This window comes from Nostoc edaphicum CCNP1411, assembly GCF_014023275.1.
In the GTDB taxonomy this organism is placed as follows: domain Bacteria; phylum Cyanobacteriota; class Cyanobacteriia; order Cyanobacteriales; family Nostocaceae; genus Nostoc; species Nostoc edaphicum_A.
The window spans coordinates 6,116,080-6,130,599 of the sequence record NZ_CP054698.1; the positions used below are offsets into that span (position 1 = coordinate 6,116,080).

Consider the following 14,520-nt stretch of genomic DNA (forward strand, 5'->3'; position numbering starts at 1 on the left):
TCTAACTCCGGCAGTGGGGATTTTTGTATCTAAAGAAAATGTTAGTAAGAGCTAAGGAACGGAAGAAAGCAATTTCTTAAGCTAAGGAATATTCCTTATCAAAAAAATCTTGATGTGTCAAACAAATGCAGGGTGATTAATTAGTACGTATCTTAAATATACGCATATAAAATAAATAAAGTATAATAAAAGTGTGGGTAACTTTTTAATACTAACTTGTACTGAAAATGAAAAATGATTTAGTAAGAGCATCTAATGAAATTTGGGGCTACCGTCCAGAATGGGACTCGCCAAAATCTTATTCTGCTTTTTGTGTATACCGTGATTTCGGCGTTAATAGAAGCTTAGATTTTACAGCTAAGACTCTGAATAAAAGTGTAGGTCTGATTAATCGCTGGAGCGGCGAGGGTCGATGGGTAGAACGTGCAGAGGCTTTTGATATTCATGAGGAGGAAATCGCGCGAGATTTGGGTACTAAGTTAGCAATAGAAAAGCACGTTTTAAGCTTAGAAAAATATAGAAGTTGGTGTGCAAACCTTGGCTGGGCTAACCTTGAGCTAGCGGCTGATTGTTTAGACATCTCCAAAAAATCGCTAGAGAAATACCGAGACGATCCAGATACAAAACTCAAGCCATTTGAAATTAAAGCGTTGTCTAGTGCTGGCGTTTCGAGTGCGGAGATAGGGCAGAAATTGATAAGTGAGGCGTTAGCCGTTGGGAAGCTTTTAGAGCAATTACCGATTGATGTAGACGCTGAAGAAATCGCCAATCAAGAGGAGGTTTAATCGTGGACTTAGGTCAACTCGTTATTGGGCTAGCCGGTGACTACTCTCAGTTACAAAGGGATATAGAACAAGCCAAGATAATGGCTCTACGGCAAGCTTCTCAGTTAGAGAAGAATTTTAGAATCAGCCCGTCACTTGATACTAAAGCGCTTCAGTCAGCCGCAGAAAGTGCGGGGATTAGCGCGGGTAAAACCATCGCAAAAAGTTTGGAATCTTCGCTAAATTCCTATAAGTTCTCTAACGCCAGCTTTAAGAAAGCAGGGCAGGAAATCGCTAAGGGTTTAAGCGCGGGGATAAAACAAGGGGAAAATCAAGTAAAAAATGCCTCGGCTCAGATGGCAGTGGTTGCGATCGATGAGACTAAGCGCAAGCTAAAAATACGCTCTCCGTCGAAAGTGTTTATGGACATAGGTGGCGATATCGCCGCAGGTCTAGCCGCAGGAATCGCAACGGGCGGAACACTGGCGATCGCAAATCTGGTTGAGAGTACGATTAATGCGGCTAGAAGCGCTGTAGACAGTGGGCTGGCATTCACTGGGGACTCAATCTCGAAATACAGTAATTTTAAATCAATATCAACTCAGTTAGAAACTATACAAGGAAGTGCCACGGCTGCGGCTGATAGCTTGAAGTTTCTGCGGCTAGAGTCTGATCGACTAGCGCTCCCGATGCTGTCCAGTGCCAAGGGCTTTGCTAGTCTCACCGCAGCCACACGAGGCACTGCTCTAGAAGGACAGAAAACACGCGATATTTTTACTGGCATCGCTACGGCGGCCCGCGAAGCCAATCTAAGTAACGATGATTTCAATGGTGTACTTTTAGCCACGCAGCAAATTATCAGCAAAGGGAAAGTACAGGCGGAAGAATTGCGGGGTCAAATTGGCGAGAGACTGCCTGGAGCATTCACAAAAGCTGCCAAAAGCATTGGTGTAACTACATCTCAACTAGACAAGCTCTTAGAAAGTGGGCAGCTTACAGCCGAGGTTTTCTTACCAGCTTTCACGCGAGAACTCAGTAATGTTTCTACAGCCAATATCACAAAAGCTACAGATAATTCAGCGTCGGCACTGACTAGGCTAAACAATCGCTTAGATGAGCTAAAAATAAGCCTTGGTCAAGCAATAGAACCTGGAGTAGTAGCTGGATTAAATTTCGCTCAAAAAACGCTCTCGGAACTTGGACAAGCCGGATTGTTTGACGACCTCAACAAATCGGCTAAGGACTTCTCAGAATATCTCAAGCAGAATCCACAACTCGCCAAAGAAACAGCTAATATCATTCGCTCCGCGCTCAAGGATGCGATCGCAAGCACTGTCGAATTATCGAAAAAACTCGCCAATTACTTAAGCCAAAATCCTACAGCATTAAAAGACGCAACGAACGCTATAGGCAGTTTTGGCAAGGGTTTAAGTGATTCAGTCGCCTATGCAAAACAAATGCTGGGCATCTTTCAAAACATAGGTAAATCTATCGATTTAGCTTATGATAAAGCGTCAAAGTTACTGGGTGGCACACCAGAGCAGCAAGGGCAGTTCAAGAACTTTCTCAAGTACGGCCCCGCCGCGCTATTTCAATCACCCACATCACCCAACGTAAAATCAAATTTCAAAGCTGCATCTCCCTTGGCTGGTGTCAGTCTTGAAAAACTGCTAGCCTATCAACCGACTCCAGGACAAGGGTTCTACGGGATGCGGGATGGTGGGAGGCGTAGACACTCTAAAATAGACTTTGATTCACGGGTGGGAGCGGGTGAAGGTGCTGTAGCCCAAGCTGCCTTGTCTGGTAGCGCTACGATGCGGCAGATTACCAGCACAAGCGCAGGTATTGACATTGCAACAACAGACGCAAACGGTAAGCGCGTGACCGTTGTCTACAATCATCTACGCTTAGGTGATATTCAAAAACTGTTTGGTGGTCAGAAGCAGATACAAGTCAGCGCGGGGCAAGCACTGGGGCGGATAACTAAAGATGCTCTATCGACTGGCGCACACCTTGATTTTGGTATTAAAGTTAATGGCTCATACGTAGAGCCGCAGAAGTTTATTAGAGACTATATCCAGCCCATGAGCAAGGCTGGGGCGGTTGGGGCACTGTCTAGCATTTCAAAGCCCACAGCCCCAACCGCCACGGGAGGCAATTGGATGCGGACTATTGCCAGCACTTATGGCGCGGGTGATGGTTTTGACGGTCAAAAAACCTCATCTGGGGAAAGGTTCAACCAGAACGCGCTTACCGCCGCAATGAACGAGAACCTCAAAAAGAACCTCGGCGTTAAGTGGGGTGATAGAGTAGAAGCCGTAAACCCAGCTAACGGCAGGAAGGTAACGGTTAGGATTACGGATCACGGCCCATACGAGAGAAAAGATGGTCGCTACGTTCCGCATTCTACCCGTGGTTTGGATTTGTCCACTGCCGCAGCTAAGGAAATTGGCATTAGTCTGGGTGAGGTTGCTTTTAGAGTTTTGGGTAAGACTAATACCCAGACTCCAAGCAATTCTAAGTTAGTAAGCTCGGTTGCTCCTCCATCCCAGGCACTCGCAGCAGGCAACCAACCGCCAGAAATCCGATCCATCCTCGAAGGTCAAGAACTCAAGGAAATAGCAGCCCGTCGTCAGAAATTCCGCGAGGCTGCGGCACAAATGCAGCAATCATTACAGCAGGCGCGAGATTTAGAATTTTCTGCTGTAAAGAACCCAAGTCTTAGCGATCGCCAAGCTGAGGAAGCGAGAAAACTGCAACAGCGCTACGACGACGCTTTAAGAGAAGCTATCCAGCGACAACAAGACTCACAATCTAGGTTGGGTATAAACAACGCAAGAATGGGTAGTGGGAGTGTGCCAGAGCAAGAAGCTAAAGACCTTCAGTTGCAAATCGCGCTTGATAAAAAATCTGTCACTGAACTAGACGGCGTTATCAAACAACTCAGTAATTCTCGTGCCCAAGCAACCAAAGAGTTAGCCGTTTTTCATGCCCAGCAATCAGCTACAAGACAACGTGGGGTTAACTTTGAGGCGATGACTCAAGAGGTCGCTATTCTCCAAGCGCAGATCCAAGGACTAAAACAACTTCCTCAGCAATCGCCTGGGCTTGATAATCTACCAAAGCTTGAGCGGGAGCTATCACTCAAACAAACCCAATTAGACTTGGAAAAGAAAATATTTGACCTAAGTGACCGGGAATTTAAGAAAGAAATCGACCCGATCCAGGCAGAGACGCGATTAGAACAGTTACGCAGAGAGAATGACGCGCTTTTAGTCAATATCAATGCTCAGTACCAGGCATCGGAGGCAGCGATCGCACTGTCAAAAGCCCGTAGAGAGTTAGCCGCAACTGTTAAAGAGAATACTACCATCGCTGAAGGTTTGCGTAGTCAATCCCAACTTAGAGGCTATGGCATCGGCACGGGCGATCGCCTTGCTATGGAGCGAGACGCTACCGCGCTGGATCTAAAAAGCCGCTATGCTCAGGATAAATTCTCACTTTTTGAACGGGCCCGTGAAGAACAGCTAACACCAACTCAAACAAACGGCGAACGAGTGCGGCTGGCGCTTAGATTTAACGAATCTAATCTATTGAACAATGCTAATTATCAGCGCCAAAGCAAGGATGAAAGCATTACTAACGCTCGGTATTTGCAGCAGACAGATATAGATTTGCTGGCGGGTAAAGCTGAGTCGCTGCAAGGGCTTGGGCTTGATTACAGTTCTAGAAATATTCAGAAACAAGTCGCTGTTTTAAATCAAGGATTAAGCTTTCAAGATGCGATCGCAGAGCTTGAGCGATTACGAGAGACATCAAGCCTCACTGTCGCTGAGTTCACTCAAGCCAAGGATAATTTAGAAGCAATCAACAACATCAAATTAGAGTCAATTAATAGCGAATTCTCTCAGTTCTCAGACGTTATAAAAGGCATCCAAACAGATAGCCAGAGTGCTTTTAAAGACCTAATACTTAATACAGAAGACTTTGGTAGTGCAATCTCTAAAATCTTCGAGAGTATTTTGGATAACTTGGCTAGTATGGCTTCGCAAATGCTTTCGGATCAACTATTCGGAACAATCTTTGGGATGAAAGGGCAGGGCAGTAGTGGTGATAATGGCGGATTTGGCTCAATCCTCAGCACAATTGGCGGTTTATTTGGCTCTGGCACTGGCGGCGGAAGCGATTTTAGCTCTTTCCTGGGTGGTTCAGACGGCGGATTTAGCATGATTCCTGGATTTTCTTCTGGCGGGATGGTGGGAGACATTGCCCGTAGCATGAGCCAGGAAAGGGCAATAAGCGGATATGAGCCACGTTTAATCATCGCCAACGTGGGCGAGAGAGTGTTAAATCCAGAGGAGACAAAAATCTGGAATCGCCTACAGAGTGCTGGGCGATTGCCAAGCTACGCCAGTGGTGGGATGGTGGGTGGCAATGGCTCATCAGTCCAAAGCAACAGTAATTCAGGTGTTAACGTTGGGGGCATAAGCGTTACTATCGCAGGATCGGAAGCGCCAAACTATAACATTCCCCAACTTAAAAAAATTCTTGAGGCAAAGATACAGGAAGGTATTAAGGACTCTCGCAGGCCCGGTGGTAGCTTGACTCGTGGCAGTATCTACGGGCGTTAATCATTTTTTACGTCAGGCGAATTCCTATAGAAGAGAAAAATTAATCAATTCGCCTGACGTAAATCCACGATTGCAGGGAGTGCTATCTGGAATTCGCCTGACGTAAATAGCTTGAAATGCTTATTCTTTCGTTAAATCAGAATTCGCCTGACGTTTTACAACAGATGTCTATTGTGTTATATTTTATACATAGCTTACAGAGAGCTTACTAATGAGTAAAAACTTAATTCCGAGCTACCCACTAAGAGTAGCTCCTGAACTTAAAGCTGAAATGACGGCTTATGCAGCAGAAAGAAGAATCCCACTCAATACAGCGATCGCTAATGCAATGCGTTTCTATCTAGATTCACTAGCCGCAAAAAAAACAAACTTCTAGCGCGTCAACGCTAGAAGCTCACACAAAATAAAGGATTTAAACTATGTCTAATCTAACAATTTTCTCATTTGAAGATCAAGAAGTACGTTTTGTTGGTACTCCTGAAAACCCCTGGTGGGTAGCTCAAGATGTTTGTAAAATACTCGGCATCCAAAACGTTACTCAAGCTATATCTAAATTAGATGACGATGAACGATCTATGTTTAACATAGGTCGTCAGGGCGATGCTTGGAGCATAAACGAGCCTGGGCTTTATTCTCTTGTTGTTACTAGTCGCAAAGAATCGGCAAAACGGTTTAAGAAATGGCTTACTTCTGAGGTTCTTCCATCCATTCGCAAAACCGGAAAGTACGAAGTAACCACACCACAATCAGATCCAATACCTCAGCTTGGAGAAAGAGAAGTATTCTTACTTGAAGTACTCAAGCTCGGCGTTGACACTGCTAAATACGTCAAAGATGATAGAGCGGTTTTGGTTTATAACACTCAGTTACAAAACCTATCTCAGAGAACTGCTGCATCTCTAACTAGTGTTACTGGTGTTACTACACTTCCTACCTTGCCTGAACCTAAGTGGTTGACCCTTTCTGAGGTTCTGGAACGTTATGGATTTCCTCTATCACAGAAAGCCTATCAAAATAGCCTCGGTCAAATCGGTAAGTTGGTTAAGTCCTATTTCATAGCCGAGACTGGTGAAGCCGTTAAATCAGTCCAGAAGCTCGTAGGCTCTAATCATAACGCGGCTAATATCAAAGTTTATCCTGAGCATTATCATGAGCGAATAGTAGATATCGCATTAGAATACTGGGACGAAAAGGGAATCGGAATTAATTAAAACTTTGTCCCCGGCATCGTCCGGGGATTGTTGTATTCAACGTCAGTCAATTTCACAGACTAACGTCAAGCTATTTACGTCAGGCTAAGGCTCAATTCTTCCTCAATATATGGAATTTTGCTTGACGCTATCGGCTAGAAGCCCTATTCTTACGTTAAATCAGAAATCGCCTGACGTAAATAGCTTGACGTTAGTCTTCAATTAAAACCATGCAAGAGTTTTATAGAATTATCGGATCTGCTACGGAAGAACAACGACAGAATTTAGCGCAATTGACAGGTTCGGCATTTGGCGATTCTCCCGAAACTCTTTGCAATCACATACGATATCTCAGGGCTGGAAGCATTGGACAGCTTTTTTGGAACAATTCTTGGAAGCAGGTTGTGACAGATGTCGCTGACCACATCGGTATTGATTGGTCAGCAACATTAAACGGTCGTAACTGGCATGACTTGGAAACTCAAGAAATAGAAGCTACTGTAGTCTCCAAGCTGTTTCAAAATATGCTTGAACAACTTTCACCGGAGCAACAGCAACAAATTGTTATGGAGATGGCAAGAGACGCTAATGATCCAGACATTGCTAACTTGCTGGTAGGTGGTAGTGCAATGGCTGTTGCAAAAATGAGTGGTTTCGGCGTGTATTTGTTGGCAAGTACCGTACTAGGCGGACTTACTAATACTTTAGGGATTACCTTGCCATTTGCTGTTTATATGGGTATGAGTCAAACCATTGCATTTATACTGGGCCCTATCGGATGGGTAGCGCTAACTGGAGGTATCCTCTTTACAATTAATCAACCCAACTGGAATCGTCTAGCTAATGCTATTGTGTATATTTCAATACTCCGATACTTACCCTCTTCAGGCTAATTTCTTACGTTAAAAGTTTAATTCCTAGCTAAGACTCGTAAGTAGCCGCTAATTCTTTCGCCGAAGGTTAAAGCTTTTTCTTAATTATAAGTTTTTCGCTTGACGCGAGAAGCTAAGTTAAGTATTTGGCTTACCTGGGTAAATCTCCCAAAGTTCGTTTTGAAAATCTTCGTCCCATTGTGATTTATCCTCAAGGCAGTTAAGTTTGTCAAAAATCTGGGTTAAACCATCCTTGACGGATACCAAAGAATGTTTAAGTGCTGAAACCCTTGGTTTACCGTCTCTTTCATTGTTTTCGCCATAGAACACGAGTGGATAATATGAGTTAGTTTGATCCACTAGAACGACCCCCTTGGGTATCCCTTTGGTTCCTCCTGCAAATAAATTCCCCGCCAATGGGAACCCCGCAAAGGGATACAATTCAATAAAATCTTTGCACTGGTAATATCTGTCCTTATCCAGCGCTGCGATAACGCTATCTACCTGTTGAGCCATCCAATCACTATCTTTACCAGCGATAATGTTTATAGCAATTGAATAAGCGATAGCGTGTCTGTAATAAATAGGGTATCCAAAATTTCCATCATCCCTCATACCTTCCTGCAAAAACCAGTCTCCACGATTAAAAATCTCTAGGTTGCGAGGCATAAAATACTATCCTTCTGAAGAACTATTTATATAGTTCCCGTGAGTAGCGAGACAATCGTTATTGTCGTTGTTTAACAAGTTTTTCAGCCGTACTCATAGGCTTAGAGTAATTCTGTAAAATACCAAAACCAGCTTTACGCTATTGGCGATTTTCAACCTGTAACTCCTTAGCGTAAAAGCTGGTTTTGACGACATCAAAAAAACTGGGAAGCAACAAGTCTTTCGATCAACGATCGCACGCTACTACATCTGATAAACCTTCAGCACCTCATCGCCATAGTGGTTAATTACCTTAACAGCAATCTTCCCAGGCTTACCGTCGTTGGTTTGCGGCGGGTCAAAGGGACGGCTGGTAGTGGAGTAGAGGTCTGACCACGCATCTTCATCAACCTCAGCTTTCAGAGTTTTCTTGAGTTTTTCATAGGGTTGATCTGCTCCGGTGAAGTAGGCATGACGGACAAAAAAGCTTTCGCCGTTATAGTTGGTGTCAATGAACCAACAGGCAATGTCATTGGTTGAACTACTGCGGATTTCGCCAGTGGTGGGGTCATAAATATCTAGACCATGCAGAATAGCGGTGACTTTACCGTTATCTTGTTTTATCTCAACATCTGGTTCCCCAAACACCATAAACAAGTTGCCTGCTCCAGTTTTTTTGAGCAGTTCATCACCCAGAAGCAAGTCAGTGTTCATCCGCGTTATCAGAACTTGCAGCTTACCGTAGCGTTTTGATTCTTCCGAAACACCAGGGTCAAAGGTAAAACCGCAGACAACCAGCAGGTCATACCCTAAACCTTGCACAGCTTCTTTCGCAGCATCCTTAATATGGTCTGAGCCAACAGTGCCATATTCAGGGCCAATAGAAACTGCCACCCGTTTCACTTTGCCGTCTTTATCAGTGTATTCTCCCTCTGCTTGTATCCAAATGCCAGGATGAGGTTCAAGCGAGTCCAATTTGAGGCGTTCATCTTTTTTAGTGTTCTGAACTCCCGCCTTCCTTAAGTTCTCAATAATTCTGATTTCAAATTGGTCAGAGGCGTGTTGAGTACCTTCAGCTTCTGAGGCAGGTCGTTCATCGTCGGCGGCAAGGACGCGGTGAGGGGAAAGGCTTTCTACAGTAAAGGGGCCAGTTACCCGCAAGCGTTTTTTATCTTCATAGGGTTGGTCATAGAGGGTTTCATAATCTGCGTTACGGGCAATAGATGCGTCAATTTCCTGCTGGCGCTGCTGTCTGAGCTTCGACCACTCTTGCAATAAGTCTTTTGCTTCCTGTGACCATTTATCTTGAGGTTCGCGGGGGATTTCCCACTCTTCCCAGGATTTTTTGAGGAGTTGGTTTAACTGAGTGCGAATGGGTTCTAGTTTTTGCTGCCACTTGTCGTGGATGGTGTCGATTTCGGCATTGTTAGCGATTGCTTTTAGAGTAACGTGAGGAACGCGCTTGTAAACAAAGCCTTTTTTGATATCGCCTTCTGTTTTAATGTTGGTGGATGGCAGTTGTCCGGTGATTTCTGCTTCTTTTTGGATGCCTTCTGAGGAGTCAGCAAGTAAGTAGTAGGGAAACTGGGCTGACATGAGGCGAGTTCTGGCTAATGCTAAGGCAACGCGACTGGTATCGATAGTAATCCAGCGTCTTCCCCATTGTTCAGCGACGTAGGCTGTTGTCGAGCTTCCCATTGTTGGATCTAAAACTAGGTCGCCAGGGTCTGTGGTCATTAGAAGGCAGCGTTTAATAGCTTCTGTAGCTGTTTGGACAACATAAACTTTTGGATCTGTACGGCTTTGAATTCCCCCAATATCTAGCCAAATGTTAGATTGATTAAAAACTGGAAAATCATTTAAAAATCTGATAAATCTAATTGAATTCCCCTGAATCATTAAACGTCCTGAAGCATCTAACCTTTCTAATCCTTTTACAGTTGTTTTCCAATGCATATTTTCAGGAGGTTTCCAAACCTTTGCACGAAAAGAAAAACTCTGTTCTGATCTTAAATTTGCCCCTTGTGAAGTAATAGAATCGCATGATACGAAGCTATTAGGATCGAAACATATATGTTTTAACTCTGAATAGCTTGATATAGTACGATATTTAGCAGCGCCATCATCTCCTGCTACTTTTTCTTTATATAAAGGTCTATATTTTAAATCTGAATAAGATTTTGCATACCATAATATATAATCACTAATTGATGATAGATAATTACTTGAAAATCCTGCTGTTTTAGCAAAAGTAATCAAACTAACAAAATTTTCACTTCCAAACACTTCATCAAGCAGATTCCTCACCAGATGCACATTCTCATCACCAATCTGCACAAAAACACTACCAGTTTCAGTCAATAATTCTCTCGCCACCATTAAGCGATCGCGCAGATAAGCCAAATAAGAATGAATCCCTAACTCCCAAGTATCCCGAAATGCTTTAACCTGCTCAGGCTGTCTGGTTACTTCCTCAGCTTTACCATCCTTAACATCTCGCTTTCTGGTTGATACCTGCCAATTTGACCCAAACTTAATGCCATAGGGGGGGTCTAGGTATATCATTTGCACCTTGCCTTTTAGCCCTTCCTTCTCAGCCAAGGAACCCATGACGAGCAAGGAGTCACCAAGAATCATGCGGTTAGTCCAACTTACCCCTTCCTTGTGTTGGTAAAAATCAATTAATTTATCAAAAGCCAATCCATTGAAGTCACCAAATAAACTCAACTGTTCAGGTTGTTCTTTTTTAGCCTGAGTGCGGAAATTTTCAATAATGGCTTGGGGATGAATCTTTTCTTGAATATAAATTGGTACAGTAGGAATTTCTAAACCTTGACTGTCTTGTTTATCTTTTTCTTTCCAAACTAACTGAGGGTCTAAGGCTGTGTCACGAGGGTAGAGTAAAGGTTTTTGCTCTTTCTCTTCATCAGATAAAAAATCACGCAGTTCTTCTGTAGGAATATTCGCTCTTTTATCTTTATGCTTAACAGTAGTAATAGGAGTTTTTTTAGACATAGTTCACAACTCTAACCATTAATTAATTACAGACTTGAAAAATTATTAGCAATCACTAACTAGGCTGCTTGAAGGTTCTGGAGAAGTGATGGGTTAGCACAACCATGACTAATAAAATTACGAATAGTATCTTCTGCATCCCAAGGGTCAGTGATTTCGATAAAGTTCCACCTACCAAAACCACCATGTTGATTTATCGCTGGTATCCAAAGATTTTGGGTTGTAGCAACTTTCGCTGCTTTATCTTTTCTGGCTTCTCCTGATACCTCAACAATCAAATTCGATAAATCACCATGCCCATCATTTATCCTTGCAATGAAGTCAGGCATATAGTTCTTTTGTTCACCATTTAAGGTATAGGGAATCAAGAAACCGAGTCCCTGGTTTTTGACATAACAAACTACTTCATCCATATCTTCCAACACCTGTGCCATCTTCTGTTCCCAACTGTTGGTGTCAGCAACCACATGAGAGATATGACACTTCATAGGGTTAGTCACATAAACAGGACGGGCGGTGCTAAAGTCTACATAACTTGTTGAACCCATTGGGTCATAAGGTCGCAATATCGGTTTAAGAGATTTTTCACTTTCTCCAGCAACTATTGCCTGATAAATACAATCCGAGGCATCATGGGCATACTCATTCAGCAGTAGCATTTGGGGATATGTCCCAGATTTGTAGGTGACGCATTCTCTTATCCACTGCTTTGCTATTTGCAACACCTGGGGAAATAACCAAGCCTGGACTTCTGACTCAAACTCACTGCATCGGAAATACTTTTCTAAGGTAAACTTCGCTAGCAAGAAAACTACTTCTTGTTCACGTTGCGATCGCAGGTCATCAAGGGTATGAATATTAGACAGACCAATGATAGGGGCAACTGTTGTGCTACTGGGTAAGTTAGCCGTAGATAGGGAATAGTGACAGCCAGGTTTAGTAAAATCTGGTGTCAGTTTTTTGCTGCTGATTTCGTAACGATAGCCTAACAACTTCGGGAAAGTAATTTCACAATCAATCCTTTCTGGAAGTGAGCGTACACGAGTAGGCAGTAACCCCGGTTTTGGTGTCTTGTTTGAACCAGCACAGGGAATAAAGGCAAAGGGAATACCGTAGACTTCGGCATACTCCGGCTCAAACATCCCTTGGTCATTGCTGGTATAGCTAATGCGTCTTAGACCCCTTCCTACTACTTGTTCGCACAAAAGCTGAGTACCAAATGCCCTCACCCCCAAGATGTGGGTAACTGTATTAGCATCCCAACCTTCAGTCAGCATGGAAACTGAGACAACACAACGAATATGTTCACCTAGCTTGCCAGCTTTACCTACTGTGTTAAGTACCTCTCGCAACAGGTCTTCATTACTGATTTTGTCTGGGTCTTGACCTGGATATCTATTTCGGTACTCAGTTTTAAACTCTTCTATTTCCCGTGCTGCGAGTTGTTTAAACTCAGCAGTCATGCTTTCCCCAGACTCTAACTGCTCACTGTCAATCAGAATTGTGTTAGGTCGAGATGCCCAGTTACCATCTTTGACATTGCTAAACACCGGTAACTGACCAGCCTTTAAAACAGGTCTGCCATCGGGGTAAGTTCTACCAGTATCCCAACCACAGATATAGTCATAAACCATCTTCGAGACGCTGGTATTGTTGCAGACTACGATAAAAACTGGTGGTGTGAGTCCCTTGGCTTGTGCCTCAGAATTTTGCTCCCAGGCTTTGTAAGACTTTTCATAGTTGCCATACAACGTCCGTAGCGCACCTTCTAATTCCTTGGGTATTTTTGGTTCTGGAGTTGAGGGGACATTTTCTTTAGAACCCCTTCCTTTCTTGGGCAGATGGTCACGAATTAGCGTCCAAATATTGCGATAAGTAGGCAGTTCTCCCTTCATGCTGTCATCAGATACAGGCACACGAGGGATTTTGACAATGCCAGATTCAATAGCATCAATTAAGGAGAAATCGGATACAACCCAAGGAAATAAAGTCCCTTCCTTATAGCCTGAACCTTTTAAGAAAAACGGAGTAGCTGAGAGGTCATAAACTACCTTTACCCCTAATTTCTGTTGAATAGCTTCTAAGCCTGAAATCCAAACTCTCGCTTCCTCTTCATTTTTTTTCGCTTCCTTTAAATCATCTCCTTTATATTTTTCTTCATCACCACCAACACGGCGACGGTAACAGTGGTGTGCTTCATCATTAATAACAATAATATTTTTCTTAGTCCCCAGTCCTCGACATACCCGATTAACCATCTGAGATGGGGTTTCAGTAAATGGGTTTTCCTTGCCTTGCCTCAGAATACTTTTAGTTAATGCAGCAGCATTGGTATGCTCTTTGAGTTTGAAAGCATGATAGTTGGTAATTACTATTTTGGCTTTCTCTAATTCTGCAAATAAATCTGAGGGTACTAAATCTAACTTTTTGTAATAGTTTTCTGGATCGTTGGGCAACAACACACGTAAGCGATCTCGGATTGTAATCCCTGGCGCAACCACCAAAAACGTATCACTAAATTCTCGACGCTGAGGATTAGCAATTTTATTGAGGGAATGCCAAGCAATCAGCATTGACATCACGACGGTTTTTCCGCTACCTGTCGCCATCTTCAACGCTTGACGAAATAGCAACGGGTTAGCGTCCTCTTTAAACTGGTTAAGCTTATTTTTAATCCAAGTATCTCCAGACTTCTCAGCAACCTCAGTAATATAAATAACTGTTTCTAAAGCCTCTATTTGACAAAAAAACAGTTTTCTTTCTCGATGTGGATTTGTCCAATGTTCTAATAATCGCCGTGTTATGGGAGTGATATTGACTGCACTACGATAACCACCACGCCGCCATAATGAAACGCGTTCGCGGATATCGTTAATATCCTTGTTTTCCTCTATTCGGTCTTGCGTCCATAGACCTAAGTCAAGCTCAAGCTGCTTATCCTGCTTTTTTGGTTTAGCAATGGGAATGAAGTAATGACTTTTGCGCCTAGTATCAACAACGTCGCTGGTAATGCCATCGTCATCAAAGCGAAAATGTCGCTGAGGCTCGGAAAATGCTGAGTTAATAATGGGGTTTTCAATAACGACTTGCTTCATTTACCCACTACTTAAAGTAGTAATTAATGCTAAACAATATATGCATTTAAACTACTTTATCGTATCAGTGAAAACACTGAAAATTGGATGCTAAAAATATTTTTATTACAGAATTGCAGTAAGTATTTTATTTTGGCTTCATAAAAGGTAAAAAGCTTGGGGCATTTTTGGAATAAAGTTTATCAAGCTTAACGCTCATTGACTGCTACTGCGCTCTTGCGCTTATTCTCGTAGCCATTTTCATTCATCAGTTGGCGATCGCCAAAAGCCAGAACAATACTTTCAAACCTAGATTGAGTAACTGG

General features: G+C 43.1%; 8 protein-coding genes. 5 read left to right on the top strand and 3 right to left on the bottom strand.

What is annotated here, in order from left to right; translation table 11 throughout:
- Nucleotides 1–227: 227 nt before the first annotated feature.
- The 5 genes from HUN01_RS28545 (at nucleotide 228) to HUN01_RS28565 (ending at nucleotide 7,478) form a co-directional block, all read left to right on the top strand.
- Entirely contained in the window at nucleotides 228–785 is a 558-nt protein-coding gene (locus HUN01_RS28545; RefSeq protein WP_181928988.1) for a hypothetical protein, read from the top strand.
- Nucleotides 786–787: 2 nt separating this feature from the next.
- Entirely contained in the window at nucleotides 788–5,395 is a 4,608-nt protein-coding gene (locus HUN01_RS28550) for a tape measure protein (protein WP_181928989.1), read from the top strand.
- Nucleotides 5,396–5,606: 211 nt separating this feature from the next.
- A complete protein-coding gene (locus HUN01_RS28555) occupies nucleotides 5,607–5,771 on the top strand; it encodes a hypothetical protein (RefSeq protein WP_181928990.1) in 165 nt (54 codons plus the stop codon).
- Between the two features lie 43 nt (nucleotides 5,772–5,814).
- On the top strand, nucleotides 5,815–6,606 hold the full coding sequence (locus HUN01_RS28560; protein ID WP_181928991.1) for a BRO-N domain-containing protein: 792 nt from the start codon (nucleotides 5,815–5,817) through the stop codon (nucleotides 6,604–6,606).
- Nucleotides 6,607–6,815: 209 nt separating this feature from the next.
- Complete coding sequence (locus HUN01_RS28565; RefSeq protein WP_181928992.1) at nucleotides 6,816–7,478, top strand: hypothetical protein; 663 nt, start codon at nucleotides 6,816–6,818, stop codon at nucleotides 7,476–7,478.
- A gap of 117 nt (nucleotides 7,479–7,595) precedes the next feature.
- Here HUN01_RS28565 and HUN01_RS28570 read toward each other — a convergent pair whose 3' ends face one another.
- The 3 genes from HUN01_RS28570 to HUN01_RS28580 all read right to left on the bottom strand — a co-directional run bounded on the left by HUN01_RS28570 (nucleotide 7,596) and on the right by HUN01_RS28580 (nucleotide 14,215).
- The gene (locus tag HUN01_RS28570) at nucleotides 7,596–8,126 is read right to left on the bottom strand and encodes a hypothetical protein (RefSeq protein ID WP_181928993.1); all 531 of its coding nucleotides are present in this window, start codon (nucleotides 8,124–8,126) and stop codon (nucleotides 7,596–7,598) included.
- Between the two features lie 243 nt (nucleotides 8,127–8,369).
- Nucleotides 8,370–11,120, bottom strand: a complete 2,751-nt coding sequence (locus HUN01_RS28575; RefSeq protein WP_181928994.1) for a site-specific DNA-methyltransferase — start codon at nucleotides 11,118–11,120, stop codon at nucleotides 8,370–8,372.
- Nucleotides 11,121–11,179: 59 nt separating this feature from the next.
- Entirely contained in the window at nucleotides 11,180–14,215 is a 3,036-nt protein-coding gene (locus HUN01_RS28580; protein ID WP_181928995.1) for a BPTD_3080 family restriction endonuclease, read from the bottom strand.
- Between the last annotated feature and the right edge of the window lie 305 nt (nucleotides 14,216–14,520).

Coding starts and splice junctions, on each gene's coding strand:
- HUN01_RS28545 (WP_181928988.1), top strand. CDS start 228: ATGAAAAATGATTTAGTAAGAGCATCTAATGAAATTTGGGGCTACCGT.
- HUN01_RS28570 (WP_181928993.1), bottom strand. CDS start 8,126: ATGCCTCGCAACCTAGAGATTTTTAATCGTGGAGACTGGTTTTTGCAG.
- HUN01_RS28575 (WP_181928994.1), bottom strand. CDS start 11,120: ATGTCTAAAAAAACTCCTATTACTACTGTTAAGCATAAAGATAAAAGA.
- HUN01_RS28565 (WP_181928992.1), top strand. CDS start 6,816: ATGCAAGAGTTTTATAGAATTATCGGATCTGCTACGGAAGAACAACGA.
- HUN01_RS28560 (WP_181928991.1), top strand. CDS start 5,815: ATGTCTAATCTAACAATTTTCTCATTTGAAGATCAAGAAGTACGTTTT.
- HUN01_RS28580 (WP_181928995.1), bottom strand. CDS start 14,215: ATGAAGCAAGTCGTTATTGAAAACCCCATTATTAACTCAGCATTTTCC.
- HUN01_RS28555 (WP_181928990.1), top strand. CDS start 5,607: ATGAGTAAAAACTTAATTCCGAGCTACCCACTAAGAGTAGCTCCTGAA.